The sequence below is a fragment of the Streptomyces sp. LS1784 genome (genome assembly GCF_020103755.1).
Classification (GTDB): domain Bacteria; phylum Actinomycetota; class Actinomycetes; order Streptomycetales; family Streptomycetaceae; genus Kitasatospora.
This window is the reverse complement of record NZ_JAHSQD010000014.1, coordinates 20,981-43,867: the sequence shown is the minus strand read 5'-3', so window position 1 is coordinate 43,867 and position 22,887 is coordinate 20,981. Positions and strand designations below refer to the sequence as shown.

The window sequence follows — 22,887 nt, the reverse complement described above, 5'->3', positions numbered from 1 at the left end:
CGGCGGCAGCCGCGCTCACCGCGCTGACGCTCCTGCGCGAGCACGCCTCGGGCCCACTGCCGCCGCCCGGGACACTCGACGCGCTGGCGCGGACCGCCCGCCGCAACGGCGACACCGGCCCGGCCGCCGGACTGTTCGCAACAGCGCTGACAGAGGCGTTCGGGGATCGCCTCGGCTGGCCCCAGGAGTGGCAGGCCCTGCTGCGCGAGCTGCGCCACCACCCCTCGCCGGACGTCCGCGAGCGCGCCCTCGCGGCCGTCATCCATCGGGAGTGATCCGCGGCCGGGCCGTCCGATGCACGGCGCCCGAACATCACGTGGCTGCCCGCCCTGCTCGCGCAGGGCCGTGAAGACCCGCTCCCATGTGCCGTCGATCGCCACTCCGCGATCGTGCGTGCCCACCGGAACGCGGCCGGGGCCCGTCAAAAGGGGCCCCGGCCGACGAACCCGGCCATCACGCCATCGGACGCTCTCGCGGCGGGCTGACCACCAAGATCCACCTCGCCGGGCACCTCGCCGGGCATTGCCGCGGCCGGCGCGACCCGCTCGCCCACCGCCGGCCCGGGCAGCGCCTCGGCGAACGGGCTGCCCGTGACGACACCGGCGCCGAGGTCGTACGCCGGCCCCTCGTCCGGCTGCCCCTCGCCACCCGGGACGTCACATCTCCTCCGTCGCACCCTCGACCAGCGCGTCACCGAGCGCGGTGCGGCGATACAGCACCGCGCGGCCGGAGCGCGCCCGGGCCAGCAAGCCGGACGCCCGCAGGACGGCAAGGTGGTCGCCGACCGCGCCGGGAGCCATGCCGAGGCTGCGGGCGAGCTGACTGGTGCTGGCGGGCGTCCCCAACTCCGCCAGCAGTCGCGCCCGGGAGCGCCCGAGCAGGGCGGCCAGCGCGGCCTGCGCGTCCGGGCCGGGCGCGGCCCGCTCCCAGAGCGTCGAGGTGCCGCGCGCCAGATAGACCAGCGCCTTCGGCCAGGGCTCGTCGTAGAACGCCGCCACGCCCGGCCAGACCAGCACCGAGGGGACCATCAGCAATCCCTCCCCCGAGAGGTCGACCACCGCGTTCTCGGAGTGCAACGGCACCTGGAGGCTGAGCCCGCTCCACACCAGTCCCCGGTCCAGGCCCTCGATCGCCTCCCGCCAGCCGCGCTCGCCGATCACGCCGACGCGGTGCACCACGTCGCGCTCGCAGATCGCCCGCAGCTGCGACCAGTCGGGCGCCATCAGGTCGTTCCAGGCGCGATCGAGGGCGTCGCCGATCAGGTCGACCACCTCGTCCGAATCCAGCAGCGCGCGCACCCGCGGGTCGCGGACCGGCGCCCGGCGTCCCAGCCGGTCGATCTCGTCCCGCGCGACGGAGAGCGGAGTGGCCCGGATGGCCGCCAGGTCGTCGGCCCAGGTCTGAGCGAGCCCGCGAGGCGGCGGGGCAACGAAGTTGGCGCCCGAAGAGCTGGTCTGCAGGGCCAGCACGGCGTCCAGCGCAGTCTCGCGGCGAAGGCGCGCGAAGCCGGGCGCGAGACGCGCGGCCCACCCGCCCGGCAGCGGTGCGCCCATGCCGCACAGGCGGCGTAGCAGGCCACAGAGCTCAAAGGCCGGCGAGAGCGCGAAGCGGCTGCGCAGCAGATCCTCGGCGGTGGCGGTGTAGCGGAGCACGCCTCAAAGGTAGACCGCGCCCGCAAGACCTTACGTGCTGGGGCGAATCATTCGCGGCGCACCGGCCCTTGGCACGACGCTGCTTCGCATGACGACCGCTCCCCCCTGTTCCCCGGCGCAGTCGGCCGCCGCGCGACGTACGACCTACCGCGAGGTGCTGGCCGAGCCGCGCTTCCGGCTGCTCTTCGTGACCCGCGTGGTCGGCGTGACGGCCGGCTCGTTGCGGATCACCACCTTCTCCGTGCTGGTCTTCACGGGTACCGGCTCCGCGTTGCTCAGTGCCCTCGCCTTCGGAGCGGGTTTCCTCCCGCAGCTGTTCGGCTCGCTGCTCTTCGGCTCGCTGGCCGACCGTCTGCCGCCCCGGGCGCTGATCGTCGGCGGCTTCCTGGTGGAGGGTGCGGCGGCGGCGCTGCTCGCCCTCGTCCGGTTGCCGACGGCGGCCGGCCTGGCTCTGGTCGCCCTCGTCGCGCTCGCCACGCCGGTGTTCAGCGGCGCCTCGGCCCGGCTGGTGGCCCGCTGGCTGAGTGGTGACGCATACGTGCTCGGACGCTCCCTCAACAACCTGGCCTCCAGTGGCGCGCAGCTGTTCGGCCTGGCGCTCGGCGGCGCGGTCGTCGAGGCCCTGGGCCCGCGGCAGGCGCTGGCGATCGGCGCGGCGCTGAACCTGGTGTGCGCGGCGGCCGTCCGGCTGCGGATGCCACGTGTCCCTGTCGAGCGGGAGGAAAAAGGCGATGCGAGCGGCCACACGGGTGGCGGCGCCGTGCGGAACAGTCTGCGCGGCGGCACCACCCTGCTGCGCGACCGCGCGGTACGCCGGCTGCTGCTCGCCCAGTGGCTGCCGAGCGCGTTCGTCGCGGGCGCGGAGGGACTGATCGTCGCTTACACGGGCGCACACGGCTTCCCCGCCGGCTCCTACGCCATACTGCTGGCCGGCCTGCCGGTCGGCATGCTCCTGGGCGACCTGCTGGTCGGCCGCCTGCTCCGGCCGTCGACGCGGGAGCGCTTGGTGGTGCCGCTGATCGCGCTGATGGGCGCGCCACTGATCGGCTTCGCCGCGGAACCGGGCCGCTTGCTCGCGGCAGTACTGCTGCTCTGCAGCGGCTGCGGCTTCGCCTATGGCCTGGGCCTGCAACGGGAGTTCCTGGCGGCCCTCCCCGAGCGCGGCCAAGGCCAGGCCTTCGGCCTGCTCGGCTCAGGCCACATGACACTGCAGGGCGTCGGCCCCGTCTGCTTCGGTGCGATCACCGCGGCGAGCGGCACGGGCGGCGCGATGGCCCTGGCAGGCGTCGGCTCGCTGCTCACCGCCGCCTGGGTCCTCACCTGGCGGCGCGCCAGACCCACAGCGGGCCCGACCGCATGAAGCCCGCGTTCGACGGCGGCGAGGTCCGAAGCCTCGTCGTAGCCGATGACCATCAGCCAGTGACGCCGTCGGTGAGCTCGCGAACGATGTCCAGGTGGCCTGCGTGACGGGCGTACTCCTGGAGGACATGGAACAGGATCCAACCCAGGGTGGGCCGCGGGGTGCCGTCGTCAGGGAAGCGGCCTCCGGGCTCGGCGACGGTGGACAGGGGCGTACCCGACACGATGGCTCGGGTGTGCTTGCCGCCCGCGTGCAGTGCGGCGAGAAGTTCGGCGGCTGTTTCCTGGGGTCCGACGTACCAGCGGTCCGCCGGACCACGGTCGCCCCAGGGCGCTGAGACCTGTTCGGCCCGGAAGCCCCAGCGCAGCCAGCGCTGCTCCATGTGGACAAGGTGCTTCAGCAATTCGAGCATGGTCCATCCGGAAGGGAGCCGGCTGACGCGCAGCTCCGTGTCGGACATTCCCTCGGTCTTGGCGCTGATCACGGATCGGTAGTAGTCGAGGTAGTCCAGCAACAGCGTGCTGGGGTCGGAGAGTTGCTGGTCGGGCTCGGGGAGGGAGAGAGTCATGGGCCAAGTCTGCCACTCTGAACTCGAGATGCAGGCCGCCGTCACGACAGCAGCCATGGCTGTGATCATCCCATCTCGGTGCGGGGGCGACCGCAGGTCTCTTCACCCCCACTCCGACCTGTCAGCCAGGCGGCGATACCACCAGAACTCCGTGCGCCACTGGCGCCGGTGCGCGAACGGGTCAGGGAGGGTACGGCGCAAGAACACCGTATCCAGAGGCCTCACAAGCCGACCGAGCTCGGCACGCGTCTGTTCCGGCAGTCTCTCCAGGACTTCCTCCAGCACGTCACGCGCGTGCCTGACGTCGTCGAAGGAACACCCCGAGCACGAGCAATGCGATTCCTGCGGGTACAGCGGACGCCTTCCCGGCGGGTGCAGGAATTCGCGGTATCGCCGCAATGCCCGGTCAGTGGCACCCAGGTGTAGCTAGAAGCTGACGCTCAGGTACTCGACCGGTGCACAGCCAGGCTCGTCCCGGCGGAGAGTCCGTGAATCCGGAGCGGCGGGGTCGGCCCCCAGACGCGGGAGACCGGTCGTTCGGCGCGCAGCGCGCGTGGCCGCCTACGCGGCATCGGCCTTTCGACACGTGATCACGGGAGCCATGGTGCCAGGCAGGGCTGCTCTGCCGCATCCGGTTTCCCTCCGGGACCGCCCACGCAGGGGGAGGTCTCAAACCACCGCAGGCTGCTCCGGTGAATGGGCCGGGGCGGTGGCCGCGATGTATCCGGAGCGGTGGGTACAACAGCCACTCAAGCCTGACGGCTGGACGATGGGAGCCGTGTGAGCCGAGAGGCTCCCGCACGGTTCTGTGAGCGGCGGCGGGTGCGATTCCCGCCGCCGACTCACCTCGTCGTCCTGGTCGGAGGGGCCAGGCAGGACACCGAGGCACTGCGCGAGGGGATCGCCCAGGTCCTCGCACCGATGGGGTTGCGGCTCTCGGAAACCAAGACCCAACCGGTGCACCTGAGCGAGGGGTTCGACTTCCTGGGGTTCCACATCCAGTGGCGCCGCAAGCGCGGAACGGACAAGTGGTACGTCCACACCTTCATCGGTCCGCGTCCGAGGGCGCTCCCGCCGCCGAATCCCAGTGACCGCACCGTGCTGCTACAAGCCCGGCGAGAGAAGCCGAATGATCTACCGGCCCCTTCCACCACCCGCTCAAAGGAGCCCGCAAGAGCTTCGCCTGGACCGACTACCGCGACCTCGCCGTCCGCGCGCACATCCAGCTCGGCGGCCCGATCGTCCTGGTAGGGGACAACCTCAACACTCACCTCACGGCTGGCATGAAGCAGTACACCGCCGAGCACGACTGGCTCACCGTCTTCCAACTACCCTCCTGCGCACCGGACCTCAACCCGGTCGAAGGCCTCTGGTCGCTCCTGCGACGCGGCCCGATGGCGGACACCGCCTTCACCGACTCCGACCACCTCACCTGCACCCTTTGCCGAGGCCTACGACACATCCAGCTCCGGCCCGCCCTCATCGAGGAATGCCTGGCGGCACCAGCCTGTCACTCACTCCACCGACCCCGCCCTGAATACCTCAGTAACTCACTGCTGTTGTCGGCTAGCTCACGAAATACCCGTCGCTGCCCGATCTGCGGCACCTTCTCCATGTCGAACATCCACGCCGTGATCATCCACCACGGCAACACCGACGCGAAATCCACCACCGCACCTGACCGTTTTCCTCCTCACGCAAGTTGCTTCACCTGGCACAGCGCTCCCTGCCAGGGTGAGCAGCCAGAAGTGCATTCCTTACGAAGAAGGGCGGACCCCTTGTTCAACCGACGAAAAGGATCCGTGCTCGCCGTGGCGGCGGTCACGGCGGCACTCGGTCTCGTACCGGTCGGCACCGCTCAAGCGGCGGCCTGCAATTGGCAGCAGACGGCCTGGGAGCTGCCGGCCGGCACGACCAAGGGCTCGCTGTCCGCGACCGACGGCGGCCGGTACGGGGTCGGCATCACCGCAACGCGCTCCACCACCTGGCCTTACGGTTACAAGGACAAGCGCGGGACGCTGTGGGACAACGGGAAGGTCGTGCTGCGGCTCCCCGTGGACGGGCCCAACGTGTCGGACGTCAACGCGTCCGGCCTGATCGTGGGCAACACCTTCACCAACAACAAGTCCACGGCCGTGACCATCAGCCGCACCGGGACGACGACCACGCTGCCGTCCAACCCGGCCTGGGGCGGCGCGAGGGCCAGCGTGATCAACAACGCCGGTGACATCGCCGGGACCGCCCAGGTCGGCACGAAGAACATCCTGGTGGTATGGCCCGCGAGCGCACCGGGGACGTACCGCGAACTGCCTCTCCCCGCATCCGTCTTCCTGACTCCCCGCGACATCGACGAGCAGGGCCGGATCATCGGGACCAACGACTCGGGTGGCTTCGTCACGGACCTCAACGGTGTGTGGCACACGCTGGCCACGAAAGGCCCCAACACCGACGTCACTCCGTGGGCGATCCGGGACGGGCGCATCGTCGGCGGCGTGATCAACGACACGAGCTACGCCGCAGTCGAATGGAACACCCAGGGTTCGGTGGTCCGGACCATCACCGATGGCGCCCTGGAGGGCAGGGCCATCGGCGGCAACGGAACCGTGGGCGGCATCGCGTACGTCGGGTCGACCACACACCCTGTCCTGTGGCGCGACGGCGTGGTCTCGGACTCGTTGTCCGCGGTCTCGAACCTGTTCTCGATCGTTGCGATCAGCGCCGACGAGAAGACCCTCATCGGGAGCGACCCCGACCAGCCCGTGCAGTACACCTGCTCCTGACACCGCGTGGGCTCGCCCGCCACGACCCCCGGGTCCACCCCGGCCCCTCCCCGGAGTGGAACACGCGGGTGACGCGGCCGACGGGCGCCGGTGAACCCAGCAGTACCGGAAGCAGCCCCGGGTCCTCACCCGGGGCTGCTTTCCGTCGCTCCGCGTCCAGCAATCGGCACGACAGCGCACGACCGAACGCGGCGCCGCCGAGGGCGGCCTCGATAGGAGCACGCACTCGAATCCGGAATTCCGGTCCCGTCGCCGACGCAACAACGAGCACTAACTCGCTGCTGTTGTCAGCTACCTCACGAAATACCCGCTGCTGCCCGATCTGCGACACCTTCTCCATGCCGCACATCCATGTCTTGATGATCCACAACAGCAATACCAGCCCGAACTCCGCCACCGCACCCGACCGTCTTCCTCCTCACACAAGTTGCTTCACCCTGGCACGGCGCTCCCTGCCAGGGTGAGCACCGGTGAGGGGCGCGCATCGAGGGTCTGGCCCACGCCGGTGGCCTCCATCTGGCGCAGGACACCGGCGACGGTTTCGCCGCACTCCACCGGCGGCGCTCCGCCCGCGGCAGTGGGAGTCAGGCGAAGGTTCGGCGCAGATGCGCCGTCAGGCGTTCCGGTACGGCCGGGTGGAAGCGTCCGGAGAGATAGCCGTCCGGGCGGATCAGGAGGGCCTCGCCGTCACGCGGCGCATAGGCGTCGCGGAACTCGCCCGCCGCGTCGCGCACCCGCGGCGGGCGCAGGCCGACCGGGCGGGCGTCCTGCGGTACCTCTGCGGCGGTGACCAGATAGGCGTCGAGAAGGCCGTGGGCGGCGTGCTGCGCCGCGGCGGCGCAGGCCTCGAGCCGGGCGGCGCCGCTGCCGGAGGCGTGCTCCGAGCCCGCGAACAGCAGCAGCACGTGCCGCGGGGTGCGCAGCAGGTCGAACAGCCGTCGCGGGTAGGTGGCGAGGTCGCTCAGCAGGCCGCGGCAGTCCGGTGCCCGGTCGCCGGGGGCCGGACCGGCCGCGGGTGTGCCGTCCGCCGCCTGCGGCTGGATCAACGGGCTGTCCGGGTAGGCGACGAGCAACTGGGCTTGGCGCCGCAGCAGCATCTCGGCGTCGTCCCCGTTGCTGCTGAGGCCGGAGCGGGCATGGCTGACGGTTCGGGCCTGGCTGACGGTGCGGGCATGGCGGACGGTGCGGTCGACCACCTCCTGCGCGACCGGGTGGCGTTCGGCGTGATAGCTCTCCAGCACGTCGTCCGTGGCCAGACCGCGGACGGCCAGGGCCAGCTTCCAGGCGAGGTTGTGGGCGTCCTGCACGCCGGTGTTCAGACCCTGCCCGCCGATCGGCGGGTGGATGTGCGCGGCGTCCCCGGCGACGAAGAGGCGGCCGTTCCGGTAGCGGTCCACCAGGCGGTGGTTGGTCCGGTAGGTGGAGGACCAGCGCAGCGTGGAGGCGGTCGTCGGCTCCGGGGACAGCCGGTCGAGGACGGCCTGGATGTGGCGGAGGTCCGGTCCGTGACCGTCCTCCAGGCCGAGGACGGTCCCGTCCGGCACGGTCGAGCCGTCTTCGCCCCAGGCTTGGGCGCGGGGGCGCAGCATCGACAGCCAGTACCGCCGAACGCCCGGCATCGGAATGCAGACGAGCATGTCGTCCATCGCACCGTTCGTGTCCAGGTTCACGGCCCGCATGCTGTAGCCGGCGGGCAGTTCCCAGTCGAGCTCGACGTCGCCGATCATGTACTGCTCGGGGAAGGCGTCGCCTTCGAAGGTCAGCCCGGCCGCCTTGCGGACCAGGCTGTGCGCGCCGTCGCAGCCCACGACGTAGCGGGCGTGCAGACGTTCGATCCGGCCGTCGGCGTGCGCGAGGACGGCCTCGACCTCGTCCGGGCGCATCTCCACCGAGCGGAGCTCGGTCTGCCGCTCCACCTCCGTGCCGAAGCGCGCGAGATGCTCGGCGAGTAGCCGCTCGGTCGTGCACTGGGGCAGCGTGGCGAAGGGATAGGGGATCTCGGGCGGCAGTGTCAGCTCGACCGGGGGGCCCGACTTGCCGTCGATGAAGACCAGCTGGCCCAGGTGCGGCACCGCGTCGTCCAGCACCCCGTGGACCAGGCCCATGGCGTCCCACACCTCCAGCGTGCGGGGCAGGACGCCGATGGCCTTGGCATAGGGTTGCGGGACGGCCAGCCGATCGACGATGCGGCAGTCCACGCCGTGCCGCCGCAGCTCGGCCGCCGCCGTCAGGCCCACCGGGCCCGCTCCCACCACGAGTACGTCGACATCGGCCATGATCAGGCTCCTTCGTCGTCCGGATTGGTTGCCGAGCCAGTGTGCTTCACCAGGGTGCGCCGACCCGGCAGGGTTGAGGTTGCCCCGTTGTGCGGTGGTTGCTGATTTGCTGGTCAGGGCAGGTTGACGTGGTTTCAGGTTCACTGATTCGGCCGTTGCCGGGTTGGCGTAGTGCTTTTCCTCGAACTCGATGGGGCCGGGGGTAGCCACGGCATCACACCCTCCACGTGATGGTCGGCGTGTGATCTTCAGCGGTTCGGCATTGTTGTCCACTGCGGCCAGGGTGGTCCGGCTTTCGGGGCCATGGACGGTGGCTTCCCGGGGCGTCGAATATCGGGAGCGTCGGACTGGTCGGCTGCGGCAGGATGGTGCGGTGAGCCTCTTGCGTCGATGTCAGCAGCCCGTCCCACACCGCGACGCGGGCGCGGACGTCCTGAGGTGTCACCAGGCAGCGGCGCCCTTCCCGCCCGTCGGGGGGCAGTGAATGCTGCCCTACGTCTACCGGGTCACGAAGTACGATCCCGCTGACCGCGACGAGCACGGACGCTATGTCGGGGCGGAGGAATCGGTCAGCGACCACGGACCGGTTGAGACCGCCTACCTTCAGGCAGCCGCCGCCTTTGCCGAGGACACCGGGGTCCAGCTCCTGTCCGTCCGCGAGCCTCAGATCGCGCCCGGTTTCACGCAATTCGGCCTGGAACCGGCAGTCGAGGGTCACGGTCTTGCGGGACTCTTCCCGCCCGACCTCGGCGGTTACCACGACGGGCAGGTCGGGCAGCCCAAACGGGGCCGGCGCCGGGACATGTCGGTGACCGAGCGGGTGCTGTTCTCTCTGGTTGCGAAACGGGCCCTGGCTCCGTCGTCGAAGCTGGCCGCCGCGGACTGGGTCACGTACGACGTGCATGTCGAGGGCCTGCCGGCCACCGACGACGACGCCTGCTACCGGGCGATGGACTGGCTCCACGAGGTGACCGACGACCTGGAGAAGCGGGTGTTCGACGAGGTCGCGAACCTCCTCAACCTCGAGGTCGACCTGCTGTTCTTCGACACCACCAGCACCTACTTCGAGCTGGAGGAGGCCGACGAACCCGCTGCCCGCGACGGCAGGGGCCGCCTCCTGGCGGACGACCGCCCAACCGCCGAAGAGGACGGCGAGTGCGCGGAGCAGGCCGGGTTCCGTACCTTCGGCAAGTCGAAGGACTCCCGCGACGACCTGCCGCAGATCGTGATCGGGATGGCCGTCACGAGGGACGGGATCCCGGTCCGTGTCTGGTCCTGGCCCGGTAACACCGGTGACCAGAAGCTGATCCGGCAGGTCAAGGACGACATGCGGGACTGGACCCTGAGCAAGATCGTGTGGGTCACCGGCCGGGGATTCTCCAGCGAACGCAACCGCCGCTACCTCCGCCAGGGCGACCACGCCTACATCGTCGGCGAGAAACTCCGCTCCGGCAGCCCGGAGGTGAAGGCCGCCCTGTCCCGCCAGGGCCGCTACAGCGAGATCGCCGGGAACATGCGGGTCAAGGAGGTGCGGATCTCCGACACCGAACGGTTCGTGATCTGCCACAACCCCGAAGCCGCCACCCGTGACCAGCACATACGCGAACAGCTCGTCTCCCAGCTCACGATCCTGATAGAAGGCACCGACAAGCTCAGCGACTTCAAGCGCGGCGAGCTCCGCGGCAAGCTCGCCGACAAGCCCGGCCTCAACCGCTACCTCCGCACCACCCCGGCCGGCAAGCTCCGCATCGACACCGCGAAGATCAAGACCGAGGAGAACCTCGACGGCAAGTACCTGCTGCGATGCTCCGACCCGCATCTGTCGGCCGAGGACATCGCCCTCGGTTACAAGCAACTCCTCGAAGTCGAGCGGGGCTGGCGGGACATGAAACAGATCATCGACCTGCGGCCCGTCTATCACCGGCTCGAGGAGCGCATACGCGCACACGTCGTCCTCTGCTGGCTCGCCCTGCTGCTGATCCGCATCATCGAGACCACCACGGACGAGACCTGGACGACCATCCGCCGCGAGCTCGACCGGCTCCAGCTCGGCACATTCACCGGCCCTACCGGCCTGTTCCGACAGGTCACCACCCTCACCAAGCCCCAGACCGACCTCCTGGCCAAGCTCGGCATCCCCACACCGAAGCAGATCACCGCCCTCGAACCCGCACCCCGCTGACCAGCACGAACACCAGCGCCTAGAGAAACGACTCTCAGGCGCCCTCACCCATGTCCGCCCAGGTCAGACCCCGGATTCGTGACTCTAGGCCGCTGAATTACGCGGAACGCAGGTGCAGGTTGTAGATGACGTGACGGCCGGTGCGCACGTCTGGGTTCGGATTCCAGCGTGGTGACATGAACCAGGATGCTACGGTGGCCGTCATGCAGCTTCGGTACAGCTTCCGCGTGTACCCGAGCGTCAGTCAGCGCGCCTTTCTGGCGAGGTCGTTCGGGTGTGCCCGGGTGGTCTTCAATGACGCGCTTCGCGTCCGTGACGACGCCCGTGCTGCTGGGCTGCCGTTCGTCACGTCGGCGGAGCTGTCCAGGCGGCTGACGGCTTCGAAGAAGACTCCTGAGCGTGCTTGGCTCGGTGAGGTGTCGTCGGTGATCCTGCAACAGTCGTTGCGGGACCTGGACACCGCGTACCGGAACTTCTTCGACGGCATCAAGGGCAAGCGGCCGAAGACGGGAGCGCCCCGGTTTAAGTCCCGCAGGGACAGCCGGCAGGCGATCCGCTTCACGGCCAATGCCGGGTGGAGAATCACCGGTGGCGGGAAGCTGCGTCTGCCGAAGATCGGCGATGTACGGGTGAAGTGGTCGCGGTCGCTGCCGTCGGTGCCGTCCACGGTGACTGTGGTCAAGGACGCCGCCGGGCGGTACTTCGCCTCCTTCGTGGTCGAGACCGACCCGGCCGCCGACCTTGAGCGGATGCCCGAGGCCGACGCCACCGTGGGGATCGACCTCGGGCTCACGCACTTCGCGGTCATGTCCGACGGCCGGAAGATCGACTCCCCGAAGTTCCTGCGCCGCGCGGAGAAGAAACTCAAGAAGGCGCAGCAGGCCCTCGGCCGAAAGGTGAAGGGATCGAAGAACCGGGACAAGGCCCGGGTCAAGGTCGCCCGCGCTCATGGCCGGGTGGTCGACGCGCGGCGCGAGTTCCACCACCGGCTCTCCACCGAGTTGATCCGCGAGAACCAAGCGGTCGCGGTGGAGGACCTGGCGGTGAAGGGGCTCGCCCGCACGCGCCTGGCCAAGTCCGTGCACGACGCCGGATGGTCGGCGTTCGTGACCATGTTGGAGTACAAGGCCGCCCGTTACGGGCGTGCCTTCCACCGGATAGGCCGCTTCGAGCCGACCTCACAGGTGTGCTCGAACTGCGGCGCCAAGGACGGCCCCAAACCCCTCAACGTCCGCGAGTGGATGTGCGGGGCGTGCGGGACCGTCCTGGACCGGGATGTCAACGCGGCGGTCAACGTCGCCAAGGCCGCCGGACTGGCGGTATCAGCCTGTGGAGCGCAGGTAAGACCGGTACTCGTACCGGCACAGCGCGGTGAAGCAGGAACCCACCCGGAGCCCCGCCCGACAACGGCGGGTCAGACGGGAATCGCCCTCCTTTAGGACTCCGTTGGGAGTCCTAAAGGAGGGCGAGGATGTCAAATCGGCAGCAACGTCCCCTGCGAAAGGGCCGTGGCTCGCACTTGCGCACAGGGGCTCTTCCCGGAACCTGTGGATGCCTCCCCCTACGATGCGGAGTTCGACGAGCCGGGCGAACAGCGCCCCGCCGACGACCTCTTCTGGGCGCGGCTGCGCTGGTGCGTGGCGATGCGCCACGCAGCGATCCTGGAGGAGAACCACGTCGACAACGCCTCCCGCTGGCACCGGCTCGATGAGGGCTCCCTGGACACGGTGCGTGCCCGCCTCGCTCCGCGCGCGAAGCTGACTGTCTGGCCGGACCTCTCCGCCGACGTAGCCGCGGTCCTGGCCGATCTCCCCGACGAGGGCCTGGTCGAGTTCGTGTGGGAGACCGAAGACGGGCAGATCACCAGCACGGTCGCCGACGAGACCCAGTTCGCGGAACTCGCCGCGCAGATCGCCGGCGCACGTGCCGCAGCTCTCCTGCCCGTGTACATCGACGAGCGCCACCCCTTGTTCACCGCGGTCCTGCCCGACAGCGACGGCGTCCTACGAGCCCGGTGGAGAACAGAACCGACCCCGAGCGACCGCGACTGGGCCTTCCTCAAGACTCTGCGCCGTGGCCGGACCTGCACGGGAACCGTCACCGAGATCGCCGGCTTCGGCGTGACCTTCGTGGACATCGGCGGCTTCACCGCGGTGATCAACATCCCCGAGATCTCCTGGCGCCACATCGACCATCCGGCCGACATCCTCACGGTCGGTCAGGAGATCACCGCCGAGATCCTCGACGTCGACATGGCCCGGGAACGGGTATCGCTTTCGCTCAAGGCGCTGCAGGAGGACCCGATGCTGCAGGTCGCGCGGCAGGTCGGGCAGATCGTCACCGGGCCGGTCACCAAACTCGTGCCGCTCGGCGCCTTCGTCCGTATCGAGGACCGGGAGGACGGCTTCGAGGGGCTGGTGCACAACACCGAGCTCTCCGAACCGCCTGCAGAACGGCCCGAGGACGTTGCTCAGGTCGGGGACCTGCTCACTGTGAAGATCATCGATGTCGATCCCACACGGCGCCGGATAGCGCTGTCCCACACGCAGGCTCGCGCGGTGAGCTGTGAGGAAAGCCGACATGTCTGACGGTGAACTCGACCTGCCCTAGCCAGAGTTGGAGCAGGCTCGGACCATGCGACACCGCTCGGCGTGAGTGGGCCGACGGGCACCCAAAGCGCCGTTCTCGGCTACGTGTCGGTTGGTTCGCCGTCCGTCGACGGCGCCCCTGGCAGACGTGGTCGAGCTCGGCACCGTCACCTGGTCGGCCTGATCCCGCGAGGTCTCACCATCCCCGGGCCTCGAAACTGGTGTCCGGGCGTGGATTGGCGTTCCGGCCGACGGCGACGCAGGACAGGGCACTGCGTCTCACCTTGGCTCAATCCTCCGACACCGCTGCATTCCCCGCGTAGGGGAATTGGACAAGGGGAGCCACTCATGAAAGAGAAATTACTGCACGAACCGCCTCCTGCCCCGGATGTCGATTCCCCGCAGGAGAATTCGACGGTGACCGATCCGCGGCAGCCGGTCACTGGCAGAGCCTATTCCCCGGCTCAGGGGGTCACCCTCTCGGAGGGGATCTACCTGGGCGATGCTTCGCTCTCCGGCAACGGTGCCTGGACCTGGACGCCGACGAAGGACTGGACGGGAGGCTCCCACACCGTCGCCGCCACCGCTTGGTATCGAGTCCCGCTCGATGACGGCTGGGGCTTCGTTGATTCGTCACCACGTTATGTGACCTTCGACGTGGCCCTACCACTGCGGTCGGCTCCGGTGATCTCTGCTCCGGTGGAGGGCGCGACGGTGACCGACGAGCGGCAGGCGGTCGTCGGCACGACCGATCCCGGGGTGGAGAAGGTCACCCTCGCCGACGGAAACACCCCACTGCCGGGCCAGGCCGTCGTGACCGGTACCACCTGGACCTACACTCCCACCACCGACTGGACCCCGGGCCTGCACACCATGACCGCCACCGCCCACAGAAGCGGTTTGGACTCACCAGCCTCCGCCCCCCGCCACTTCACCATGAAGACGACGGGCGACACGGGCGACAACCTGTCCTTCGACGCCGATCCCGCCGACACGCTGCACATCGAACACGCCGGTATGGCCCCGGTGACGATCCCAGGCGGCAGGTCGGGCCGCCTGGACAACATCACCACGGACTGGTCCTACGGCGTCTTCGTCACCCCGACGCAGAGCCAGGACTCCTCCGGCTGGATCGTGTTCACCCGGACAGGCGAATGCCTCGACGTCGACACCGGACGCACACTACTGCCGAAGGATCTGACCGTCACCCGTGACCCAGGTGACGCCAACACGTTCACCTTCCGATTCCGGCCTACTACCTGACCGGCCGACGGCCCGCACCGACCGCACGCCCGGGAACGACGCGAGGAACCCGGCCCACGGCCGCCGACCCCACGGTCGACGCGTGACGGCGGGACACAACACCGGCCCGTGCCGCCGACGCGACCACCGGGGCGACGGCGGTCGGCACGCCCGGGTGGACGACGCGGCCGGGCGCGCCGGTTGCGGTTGCCGCGCCCCGCACGCGTGCCTACGTTCGACCACGAGTGCCTTTCGAGGCATTCGGGAAAACAAGCCCACTTCGATCGGAGATGGTGCCGTATGAGCACGCCTCAAATCCAGACCCCGACCGTCGACGACGGCAAATTCGCCCCCGGCGACGACATCGTGCTGGCAGGCACGAACCTCGAAATGGTGACCAACGCGACCTTCTACAAGCAGGACGGGAAGACCGAGCTCTACACGGTCTCCGCCAATGCGAACGGCAAGGGCACCGAGGTCTCTACCAACCGCAGGAATCCCGACAATCTCGGACCCCAGAGGGTCAAGCTCGCCGTTTTCACGAACGACAGCCCGCCGGTATACAGCAACAAGGTCGACGTCACGTTCGTGAACGCCTGAACCAACCCGCCCCACCACCGACTGCCCCTGGCTCTTCCCCGGCGGCCAGCCCGGCCGCCCGATCAGCGCCTGGGCGACCGGTGAACGACTCCGCAAGCTCGGCTCCGGCTCGCGGCAACCCGCTCCACCGCGCTGTTCCAGCTCGCCACCGAACCGCCCGCCGCGGGGCAATTCCGCGAGTTCCAATACCCGAGTGCACGATTACTGTACGTTCGCCGGCTTGATGTCCCGGTGGACGATGCCGCGTTCGTGGGCGAAGGCCGAGGGCGGCGCAGCCCTGTCGGGCCCAGTTCACGGCGCGGGCCGGGCCTCGCGCTGCAGCCGGGCCGCCGCCTCGGCCGCGACCCCGTCCCCGTTCCGGTACCTGTTCCCGAGCCCGGGCCAAGCGGCGATGGTGGACCGGTGCGACGCGGAGCGTCCGGGTCACGTCCGTCCGGATGCCGGGGAGGCCGAGCTCAGCTACATGTTCCTACCGGAGGCGTGGGGATGCGGGTACGCCGCCGAGGCGTGCGCGGCGGCGCTCGACTGGTTCGCTGGCGCGCTTCCCGGCGAGCCGGTGGTGCTCTGCACCCAGACCGCCAACTCCGCCTCGATGCGCGTCGCGGCGAAGCTGGGGTTCACCGAGGTGGAGCGGTTCGAGGAGTACGGCGCCGAGCAGTGGTTCGGCGTGTGGTCCTCGGTCGCGCCGTCCGCAGGTCCAGACAACCCGGCACCCGACCCGAAAAGCGCCCCACAACGACAACAGGTCACGCCCTCGGGCGCTCGGATGGGTGAAGGGCGCCCGCCACGCGCCGATCGCATCAGCGCCACCGGTGGAAGAGCGATGGGATGGGGGCAGCGCTCCGACCACTCCGGCTGGAGCCCCACTCACAGATGGGAGACCACCGTGATCGTGCGCATCATGGGCGAGGGCCAGGTAAGGCTGGACGACTCGCACTTCCCCGAGCTGAATGCTCTCGACGACGAGTTGCTGGCAGAGATGGAGAGCGGTGACGAGGAAGGGTTCAGGAGGTCCCTGGGAGCCCTCCTGGACGGTGTGCGCCGCCTCGGTACCGCCCTGCCCGACGACGCCCTGGAACCCTCCGAACTGATCCTGCCCTCGCCCGACGCGTCCCTGGAGGAGGTTCGCGAGATGCTCGGCGACGAAGGCCTCATCCCCGGATAGCCCGACTGCCGGCTCACACCGGAAGCTTCCACAGCGGGCAGAGTCTTTCGTGGAGCAGGCACACCTCCCACGACACCACGGTTCGTCGAGCGCGTCGGTAACGCCGAGCGTGCCAAGGACATCGGCACGCAGCACGGTGGTCGAGCCGTTCGGGTTGGCAGCGCCGACGGTGTCGTCCCCGACCGCCGTCGTGGGTGCCGCGGACCTGCTCGTCCGCGGCTGACGGCGGCGGCGATGGAAGCCGTGGCACGCGCTCAGCGGCACAGCCCTGCGACGAGCTCCAGCTCGTGCGCCAGTAGCCCCGGGTCACGCGGGCCGGCATGCGGCGCGCTCAACGACCGCACGCGGAAGCGATTGTGCGGTGTGACGTCGTCCGCCTCACGGATCATGAGGTCCTGGAGCGGCAGCGGGATGGTGCGGTCCTGCGTGTAGCGCACGAACGTACGCGGCACCCGGCCCCACGTCGCCGGCAGCCCGCGGGCGTCCTCACTCACGCCTACTGCCGCCGACTCGTCCGGCTCCAGGACGTTCATCAGCGCCCGGACCTCGGCGTCCGACCGGTCGGCGGCGATCGCCTCCTTGACGATCGCGAAGAACGCAGGGTCGCCCGAGCGCCAGTTGACCCGGCTGACGCCCAGCTCCGGCGGCGTCTGGACTGCGGGGATCTTGTACATGGAGCTGGTGGCCGCCTCGGGAGTCATCATCAGCTGTAGCACCGAGGGGTGCTCGGTCGGGCAGAACGCGGAGGCGTACACCAGGTGCGCGACCAGCTCGGGCACCTGGTTGGCGGCCGCGTTCAGGGTCGCACCGCCGAGGCTTCCGCCGACCAGCACTACCGGGCCGTTGCGGCGCACCCGCCGCACCACGTCGATGACGTGCGCGGCGAAGTCGCCCAGCGTCACCTTGGATATCGGGGACGGCTCGGTGTGCAGCCGCTCAAGGTCCTGCGGGGACTGGTAGGACTCGGGGAGGTACGCGCCGAGCCCGTGCCCGGGCAGGTCGACCGCGATCGCACGGTGTCCGCGCAGACCCAGCTCGCGCAACAAGGGCTGCCAGTAGAAGGAGTTGCTCCCCGAGCCGTGGACGAGGACAAAGGTGGGTGCGCCGCGCCTGGGCCCGTCCGCGTGCGCGATGGGGGCGGCCGCGCCCATCGCGGTGACCGCCGCCGCCCCGGCCACGGCCGCCTTCAGCGCGCTGCGCCGCGACGTCCCACCGGCCTTCGCGTCGCCACTCTTGGTGCTGTGCTGTTCCTTGGCCATTGACGGCCTCCTCCTTGGGTGTTGAGTGAAGCTTTTCGTTCATGGGCCGCGACGGGGTCCGGCTCCGCAACCGGCATCGAACCCGGAACCGGCCGCGGCCCTGCGCCAGCTCGCCCGGCAGGTACCTACGATTCATGGCCGAGCGGCCCGTTCTGCGCGCGCGCCGACGGGGAGGGCTCGGCCTCATGGACCGTGACAGGGATTCCGTGGAGGTGCAGGACCCGGGCCAGCGTGAGACCGCCGAGCCCGGCGCCGCTGATCGTGAGGGGTGTGCGCATGTGACTCCTTCGGGATCGGACCGCCCGATTGGCTCCGGCCGGCCGCCTTGCACGGTGTCAGGCGCCGCCTTCATGCCACCGTCATCCGGCCGTCTGCCCCGCCGAACGACCGATAGGCCACCGGTAGTCGACTGTCAGACGACTGACACCGCAGGTCACCCGCGGTTCGCCGGCCGGGCGCAGATCGATGTGCGTGGACGGCCGCCACCCACCGACGGTGGGACCGCAACTCAGGGCTCGATGAGAAGCGACATGCTGTTCTTTGGTTGGGCGCCGTCGAGGCAGGCGGCCACGTCCGTGGGCGTGCGGAAGCGGGCGGTTGCGGCAGGGATGCATCGGTCGAGCTGGGCCAGGAGCGGGCGGACCTCGGCATATCGCGTTGGTGATCGCGCTGCGGTTCACTCCGAAGAGCTGGGCGAAGCGGTGGGGCGTCGGTGGCCCAGGCGAAGTGTCGGCGCTCGCCGTCGTCGTGGCGGCTGACGGCGGTGCGCAGGGTTACGGTCTCGGCCGTCGTGGAGGTTTTGGTGCCCACGGGACTCCTTGTGCCCAAGCGCCGACCAGCGTCGGGGTCGGCGACCTGCAGGACGTCGCTGGCCGGGCCGCCGAGCCGCAGGGTGGTGAGGGACCCGAGCGTGGGGCGGGGCACGGGGGCCTCCTAGGGTTCGTCGGTGAGCGCCTTGAGGGCGAGGGCCCGCAGCGGGGCGAGGCGGGTGCGGTTGTCCCGGTGGTGGTAGACGGCGTTGGTGCAGATGGCCAGGTAGCGGCCGGTGGCCGGGGCGAGGTAGAGGCTGGTCCCGGTGAAACCGTGGTGGTAGGCGACCCTGCCCTCGTCGGCGAGGATCCAGGCCAGGCCCCGGTCGAGGCCCGGCTCGATCTCGGCCTGCGGCCGCATGCTGTAGGTGAGCCAGCGGCCCAGGGGCCCGCCGGTGGCGTGCGAGGACAGCAGGTGGACGGCGAAGGCGGCGAGGTCGGCCGGGGCGGTGAACACCCCGGCGTGGCCGGCGACTCCGCCGAGCAGGGCGGCGTTGTCGTCGTGCGGCATCCCCCACAGCCGGGGCCCGCCGGTCAGCCGCTGCTCGGTCGGGGCGACCTGAGCGGAGCGGGGCACCGGTCCGTAGGTCGTGCTGGTCATGCCGAGGTCCTGCCAGAACTCGGCCGCCAGCTCGTCCAGGCGCCGGCAGCGGTAATGGGCCAGGGCCAGGCCGAGGAGAATGAAGCCGCGGTTGATGTAGCGGTGACCGGCTCCGGGGCCGGCGATCAGAGGCTCTCCGCAGATCAGCTCGGCCAGCGGCTCGGCGCGGTGCCGGTACTGGTCGAGGCGGGTGTCGGCCCGCAGGCCGGAGGTGTGGGCCAGGACCTGGCGAACCGTCACCTGGCCGCCGGGCGCCTCGGGCGGGATGCCGGTCAGCAGTTCGCGGATCGGGGTGTCCAGGGTGAAGCCATCCATGAGGGAGGTGCCGACCAGCGGCCAGGTGGCCAGGACCTTGGTGAGCGAGGCCACGTCGTACATCGTGTCCGGCCCCGGCCGGGCGTCGCCGCAATCGGGGGCGACGACGCCGGAGGCCAGGTAGCCGGGCTCGGTGTCGAAGGTGCCGTGGGCGATGATACCACCGGGGACCGTGCCGTCTGCGGTCATCAGGTCCAGGCACTCGCGCAGGTCGGCGAGCGCGTTCTGCTTCCACGGCACGGTGTTGGTCACGGCTACTCCTGGTCGATCGTCAGGTGGGCACCGAGCGCGGCCGACTTCGGCAGCAGGCTGCCGTATCCGCGCCGCAGGTGGTACATCCCTCGGATCGTAGAGGTGCCCTCGGGGGCCACGGCGGCGATCACGAGGGCGGTCATCGCCCGGATGTCCTCCCCGGCCACGCGGGTGGTGGGATCAGGCGGACTTGGCGGTGGCGCGGACGCCGAAGTGGACGTACCGGGTGCTGTCGGGGAGCGCGTAGAAGACGACGGGGATCCAGGCGTCCTTGGTGTTGCGGCGGCCCGCGAAGACGGTCCTGGTGGGGGAGTCGGAAACCGGAGTGAGGTGCCAGACGATCGGGTCGAAGGTGCCGGCCAGGCCTCCCCGGCCTTCGTAGCGCAGATCCAGCACGCCCTCGCCGTCGCCCTTGCGGGCGGTGATGGTCATGAGGAAGCCCTCGCGCTCGTAGCGGCCCGTGAACGGCTCGGTGTCGACCGCCGGGGGGTTGTCGGACGGGCCGAACGCCGGCATCGCGACCCCGGCGAACTTCGCGCTCAGTTCGCGGCACAGGGCCTCGTGGACCTTCGGTGCGGCTCCTCCGCCGTTGGTGAGCAGGGCGATGGCGAGGCCCTTGTCCGGGATGGCCCGCAGGTAGGCGAGCTGGCCGAAGGTGCTGCCGTCGTGGCCGAAGCCGCGAGCGCCGTCCCATTCGAACAGGCCCCAGCCGAGGCCCCAGTGGGCGCCGAGGAACCACTGGTCGGGCATCTCCACCTCGCGGGTCAGCATCGCCTCCACGGCCGCGGCGGAGAGCACCCGGGTGCCGTCCGGCGCGGTGCCGCCGTCGATGAACAGCCGGGCGAAGCGGACGACGTCGGCCGCGGTGGCGCTGATGCCGCCGTACGGTCCGGCAGAGCGGGGCAGCATGTTCCACAGCGGGGTGGGCGTCGGGTCCTCGCCGGGCTCGCCCATGTGCCCCATCGCTGCGCGGAAGCGCAGGACCTCCTCGGGCAGCGTCATGGTGTGCCGGAGCCCGAGCGGCTCGCAGATGAGCTCCTTGAGCGCCTCGTCCCAGGTCAGGCCGGTGATCACCTCGACGATCCGGCCGAGGACGTTGTAGCCGGTGCTGGAGTACGACATGGTGGTGCCGGGCGGGTTCGTGAGGCCGACGTCGCGCGTGCTGTCGACGTAGCGGGCCAGGCAGTCGTCGCCGCGGCCCGTGTCGTTGACGTGGTCGCCCTCGATCCCGCTGGTGTGGTTGAGGAGCTGGCGCGGCGTGACGATGCGGGCCGCGTCGGCGTCGGCGAGGGCGAAGTCCGGCAGGACCGCCGCGACCGGTGCGTCCAGGTCGAGCTTGCCGGCGTCGGCGAGACTCAGGACCAGGGCGGCGGTGTAGCCCTTGGTGACCGAGCCGATCTGGAACACCGAGTCGGTGGTGGTCTCGACACCGGTGCCGGTGTGCAGGATGCCACTGGCCAGTTCATGGATCTCACCGCCGGTGAGCACCGCCAACACGGCGCCGGGGATGCGGTGGGCGGAGAGCAACTCGTCGAGCCGACGCTGCCAGTGGGCGGTGTCGAACGCCCCCGCGGCACCCGTCCTGCCCAGTGCCCCGTCGACGGCCTGCGCGGCCTTGCGGGTGGTCCGGTCCACGAGCTTCGCGACCTCGCGGTCGACGTTGTCCGAGAACTCCTTGTACATGTCCTTCGACACGGTTTCCCTCCCCGGTGTCGGGTGGCGCGATGGCGCCCCACTCATTCGAATCATTCGAACATCGTTTGAAACGATCTCGGCGTGAACCTGGTTCCCGCCGCCTAGGAGAGCGCCGCGAAGCCGGTGCAGAGCAGGCGGATGCTCCGCGTGAACTTCTCGTCCTGGCTCAGCCGCGGGATCAACTCGCCTATGACCAGAGGGAACTGCTCGCGCAGTTCGGTGTAGAGCTCGGCGGTGACGGTCGGCGGGGCGGCCGGCTGGTTCTGTTCCTGAAGGACGAAGCCGGTGACGTGGCTGAGCAGGGTGTCGGCGGCGATGCCGCATTGGTCGGCGGGCAGGCCGGCGTCGAGGAGGGTGCGCAGCAGGCGTTCCATCAAAGAGAGGGCGCCGACGCTGAGCATGCCGGGGCTCTCGGCGAGGAGTTGGGCGCCGCCGGGGTGCTGTTTGATGCCCAGGCGCAGGGTGGTGGCCTGGGCCTCGATGCGGTCCTGCCAGGTGGCGGTGGGCGGGAGGGCGTCGAGGGCTTCGGTGCCGGCGTCGTAGGCCCGGCGGCAGATCCGGTCGGCCATCAGGGCGAGCAACTCGTCCTTGCCGCGCACGTGGTAGTAGAGGCTGCCCGCGTGGGCGTCGAGCCGGTCGGCGACCTGGCGCATGGACAGGTTCTGGTAGCCGACCTCGGCGAAGACGGCCATGCCCGCATCGACGATGCGCTCCTTGGTGAGCTTCATGCTTTCACCGTACAACGTTTTCCAACACTGTTCGAAAACTGTGCTAGCTTTGCCCCATCAGATTTTCGAACGGTGTTGGAAAACGCCGGAACCGGGGGGAGGAGTCGGACATGGGGGCGATCGTCTTCAACGTGACCACGGCCGCACTGATGGTCATGATGGTCAACTGCGGGCTCGGCGTGGTGGGCCGCGACACCCTGCGCGGACGGCCGCTCCCGTGGGCGGCGATCGCTCTGACCGCGCTCGCCGTCGGCGGCGTCCTGCTCCAGCTGGCCTGGTCCGGCGCCATGGACGCGCTGGACGCGGACCCCGCCAAGTCCGGCTGGTGGCGCGAGCTCACCTCAGTGTTCATGCAGAACGGCGGCCTGCTCGGCGGCCTGTGGAACCTGGTCACCCTCGCCGCCGTCGCCGCGCTCGCCCAGTGGTACTGGGGCGGTCCGCTCACCCTCGGCTTCTTCCTCGCCGGCATCCTGCTGCCCGGCCGGATCGACACCCTGCTCGGCCTCGGCGGCGGCCCCAGCACCGATCCGCGCAACTTCGCCGGCAGCTCCGGCGCCACCTACTTCCTCGGCGCCACCCTCGCCCTCGCCTTCCTCACCCGCACCCGCCTCCCCAAGGAGATCGCCCTGGCGGCCGGCGTCCCCGCGCTCGGCCTCGCGATGTGGATCGCGCAGGAGAACGGCCACGGGCTGGTGTCCGTCTACGGGTTCGCCCTCGCGGCGGCGGCGTGGGCCATCCGCCGCCAGGTCCGCCCGGCACCCAGCCGGACGGCCTGACCCGCGGTCGTCCGATGGCCGCTCGCGGAACGACCGCAG

Annotated in this window: 18 protein-coding genes and 4 pseudogenes; 13 read left to right on the top strand and 9 right to left on the bottom strand. The window is 70.1% G+C overall.

The features are described from left to right. The coding region (locus KS423_RS03885) for a hypothetical protein (RefSeq protein WP_224274830.1) at window positions 1-275 on the top strand (275 nt) is incomplete at its 5' end. Between the two features lie 105 nt (window positions 276-380). Beyond that, window positions 381-502 (top strand): annotated as a pseudogene (locus tag KS423_RS03880) (IS5/IS1182 family transposase); the annotation flags it as partial. Between the two features lie 154 nt (window positions 503-656). Here KS423_RS03880 and KS423_RS03875 read toward each other — a convergent pair. Further along, entirely contained in the window at window positions 657-1,652 is a 996-nt protein-coding gene (locus tag KS423_RS03875) for a helix-turn-helix transcriptional regulator (RefSeq protein WP_224274829.1), read from the bottom strand. 88 nt (window positions 1,653-1,740) lie between these two features. On the opposite strand from KS423_RS03875, the gene KS423_RS03870 reads away from it, so the two are divergent. Continuing rightward, complete coding sequence (locus KS423_RS03870) at window positions 1,741-3,012, top strand: MFS transporter (protein ID WP_224274827.1); 1,272 nt, start codon at window positions 1,741-1,743, stop codon at window positions 3,010-3,012. A gap of 52 nt (window positions 3,013-3,064) precedes the next feature. On the opposite strand, the gene KS423_RS03865 is transcribed toward KS423_RS03870, so the two are convergent. Next, window positions 3,065-3,580: a DinB family protein gene (locus KS423_RS03865; protein ID WP_224274826.1), complete on the bottom strand. Its 516-nt coding sequence runs from the start codon at window positions 3,578-3,580 to the stop codon at window positions 3,065-3,067. 1,081 nt (window positions 3,581-4,661) lie between these two features. Between KS423_RS03865 and KS423_RS03860 the strand changes: the two are divergent. Both KS423_RS03860 and KS423_RS03855 read left to right on the top strand, forming a co-directional pair. Continuing rightward, a pseudogene (locus KS423_RS03860) lies at window positions 4,662-5,117 on the top strand (transposase). 94 nt (window positions 5,118-5,211) lie between these two features. Beyond that, window positions 5,212-6,360, top strand: coding sequence for a hypothetical protein (locus KS423_RS03855; protein WP_224274824.1), 1,149 nt, complete (start codon window positions 5,212-5,214; stop codon window positions 6,358-6,360). A 584-nt stretch (window positions 6,361-6,944) separates the two neighbouring features. Here KS423_RS03855 and KS423_RS03850 read toward each other — a convergent pair. Beyond that, on the bottom strand, window positions 6,945-8,636 hold the full coding sequence (locus KS423_RS03850; RefSeq protein ID WP_224274822.1) for an FAD-dependent monooxygenase: 1,692 nt from the start codon (window positions 8,634-8,636) through the stop codon (window positions 6,945-6,947). A 484-nt stretch (window positions 8,637-9,120) separates the two neighbouring features. Here KS423_RS03850 and KS423_RS03845 point away from each other — a divergent pair, with 484 nt between their 5' ends. The 7 genes and pseudogenes from KS423_RS03845 (at window position 9,121) to KS423_RS03815 (ending at window position 16,413) form a co-directional block, all read left to right on the top strand. Continuing rightward, a complete protein-coding gene (locus tag KS423_RS03845; RefSeq protein WP_224274821.1) occupies window positions 9,121-10,818 on the top strand; it encodes an IS1634 family transposase in 1,698 nt (565 codons plus the stop codon). A 203-nt stretch (window positions 10,819-11,021) separates the two neighbouring features. Further along, window positions 11,022-12,257, top strand: coding sequence for an RNA-guided endonuclease TnpB family protein (locus KS423_RS03840; RefSeq protein ID WP_224274837.1), 1,236 nt, complete (start codon window positions 11,022-11,024; stop codon window positions 12,255-12,257). A gap of 108 nt (window positions 12,258-12,365) precedes the next feature. After that, window positions 12,366-13,406 carry a S1 RNA-binding domain-containing protein gene (locus KS423_RS03835; RefSeq protein WP_224274819.1) on the top strand — a complete coding sequence of 347 codons (1,041 nt, stop codon included), beginning with the start codon at window positions 12,366-12,368 and terminating at the stop codon, window positions 13,404-13,406. A 417-nt stretch (window positions 13,407-13,823) separates the two neighbouring features. Continuing rightward, window positions 13,824-14,669 (top strand): hypothetical protein, encoded by an 846-nt coding sequence (locus tag KS423_RS03830; protein ID WP_224274817.1) that lies wholly within the window; start codon window positions 13,824-13,826, stop codon window positions 14,667-14,669. A gap of 279 nt (window positions 14,670-14,948) precedes the next feature. Beyond that, complete coding sequence (locus KS423_RS03825; protein WP_224274816.1) at window positions 14,949-15,248, top strand: hypothetical protein; 300 nt, start codon at window positions 14,949-14,951, stop codon at window positions 15,246-15,248. A 394-nt stretch (window positions 15,249-15,642) separates the two neighbouring features. Continuing rightward, window positions 15,643-15,936, top strand: a pseudogene (locus KS423_RS03820) (GNAT family N-acetyltransferase); the annotation flags it as partial. 198 nt (window positions 15,937-16,134) lie between these two features. Next, on the top strand, window positions 16,135-16,413 hold the full coding sequence (locus KS423_RS03815) for a hypothetical protein (RefSeq protein WP_224274835.1): 279 nt from the start codon (window positions 16,135-16,137) through the stop codon (window positions 16,411-16,413). A gap of 254 nt (window positions 16,414-16,667) precedes the next feature. On the opposite strand, the gene KS423_RS03810 is transcribed toward KS423_RS03815, so the two are convergent. The 6 genes and pseudogenes from KS423_RS03810 to KS423_RS03785 form a co-directional block, all read right to left on the bottom strand. Next, window positions 16,668-17,672: an alpha/beta hydrolase gene (locus KS423_RS03810; protein WP_224274814.1), complete on the bottom strand. Its 1,005-nt coding sequence runs from the start codon at window positions 17,670-17,672 to the stop codon at window positions 16,668-16,670. A 140-nt stretch (window positions 17,673-17,812) separates the two neighbouring features. After that, window positions 17,813-17,950, bottom strand: a pseudogene (locus KS423_RS03805) (NAD(P)-binding protein); the annotation flags it as partial. 655 nt (window positions 17,951-18,605) lie between these two features. Next, entirely contained in the window at window positions 18,606-19,649 is a 1,044-nt protein-coding gene (locus KS423_RS03800) for a serine hydrolase (RefSeq protein WP_224274812.1), read from the bottom strand. A gap of 2 nt (window positions 19,650-19,651) precedes the next feature. Then, window positions 19,652-19,792: a hypothetical protein gene (locus KS423_RS03795; protein WP_224274811.1), complete on the bottom strand. Its 141-nt coding sequence runs from the start codon at window positions 19,790-19,792 to the stop codon at window positions 19,652-19,654. A 37-nt stretch (window positions 19,793-19,829) separates the two neighbouring features. Continuing rightward, a complete protein-coding gene (locus KS423_RS03790) occupies window positions 19,830-21,344 on the bottom strand; it encodes a serine hydrolase (protein WP_224274809.1) in 1,515 nt (504 codons plus the stop codon). 101 nt (window positions 21,345-21,445) lie between these two features. Then, window positions 21,446-22,072 carry a TetR/AcrR family transcriptional regulator gene (locus tag KS423_RS03785; protein ID WP_224274807.1) on the bottom strand — a complete coding sequence of 209 codons (627 nt, stop codon included), beginning with the start codon at window positions 22,070-22,072 and terminating at the stop codon, window positions 21,446-21,448. A 110-nt stretch (window positions 22,073-22,182) separates the two neighbouring features. Between KS423_RS03785 and KS423_RS03780 the strand changes: the two genes are divergently transcribed. Continuing rightward, complete coding sequence (locus KS423_RS03780) at window positions 22,183-22,848, top strand: hypothetical protein (RefSeq protein ID WP_224274805.1); 666 nt, start codon at window positions 22,183-22,185, stop codon at window positions 22,846-22,848. Window positions 22,849-22,887 lie beyond the last annotated feature (39 nt).

What these genes read in the sequence shown, in the direction of transcription:
- KS423_RS03870 (WP_224274827.1), top strand. Translation starts at nt 1,741, where the DNA reads ATGACGACCGCTCCCCCCTGTTCCCCGGCGCAGTCGGCCGCCGCGCGA.
- KS423_RS03865 (WP_224274826.1), bottom strand. Translation starts at nt 3,580, where the DNA reads ATGACTCTCTCCCTCCCCGAGCCCGACCAGCAACTCTCCGACCCCAGC.
- KS423_RS03850 (WP_224274822.1), bottom strand. Translation starts at nt 8,636, where the DNA reads ATGGCCGATGTCGACGTACTCGTGGTGGGAGCGGGCCCGGTGGGCCTG.
- KS423_RS03845 (WP_224274821.1), top strand. Translation starts at nt 9,121, where the DNA reads ATGCTGCCCTACGTCTACCGGGTCACGAAGTACGATCCCGCTGACCGC.
- KS423_RS03840 (WP_224274837.1), top strand. Translation starts at nt 11,022, where the DNA reads ATGCAGCTTCGGTACAGCTTCCGCGTGTACCCGAGCGTCAGTCAGCGC.
- KS423_RS03825 (WP_224274816.1), top strand. Translation starts at nt 14,949, where the DNA reads ATGAGCACGCCTCAAATCCAGACCCCGACCGTCGACGACGGCAAATTC.
- KS423_RS03810 (WP_224274814.1), bottom strand. Translation starts at nt 17,672, where the DNA reads ATGGCCAAGGAACAGCACAGCACCAAGAGTGGCGACGCGAAGGCCGGT.
- KS423_RS03795 (WP_224274811.1), bottom strand. Translation starts at nt 19,792, where the DNA reads ATGACCGCCCTCGTGATCGCCGCCGTGGCCCCCGAGGGCACCTCTACG.
- KS423_RS03785 (WP_224274807.1), bottom strand. Translation starts at nt 22,072, where the DNA reads ATGAAGCTCACCAAGGAGCGCATCGTCGATGCGGGCATGGCCGTCTTC.
- KS423_RS03780 (WP_224274805.1), top strand. Translation starts at nt 22,183, where the DNA reads ATGGGGGCGATCGTCTTCAACGTGACCACGGCCGCACTGATGGTCATG.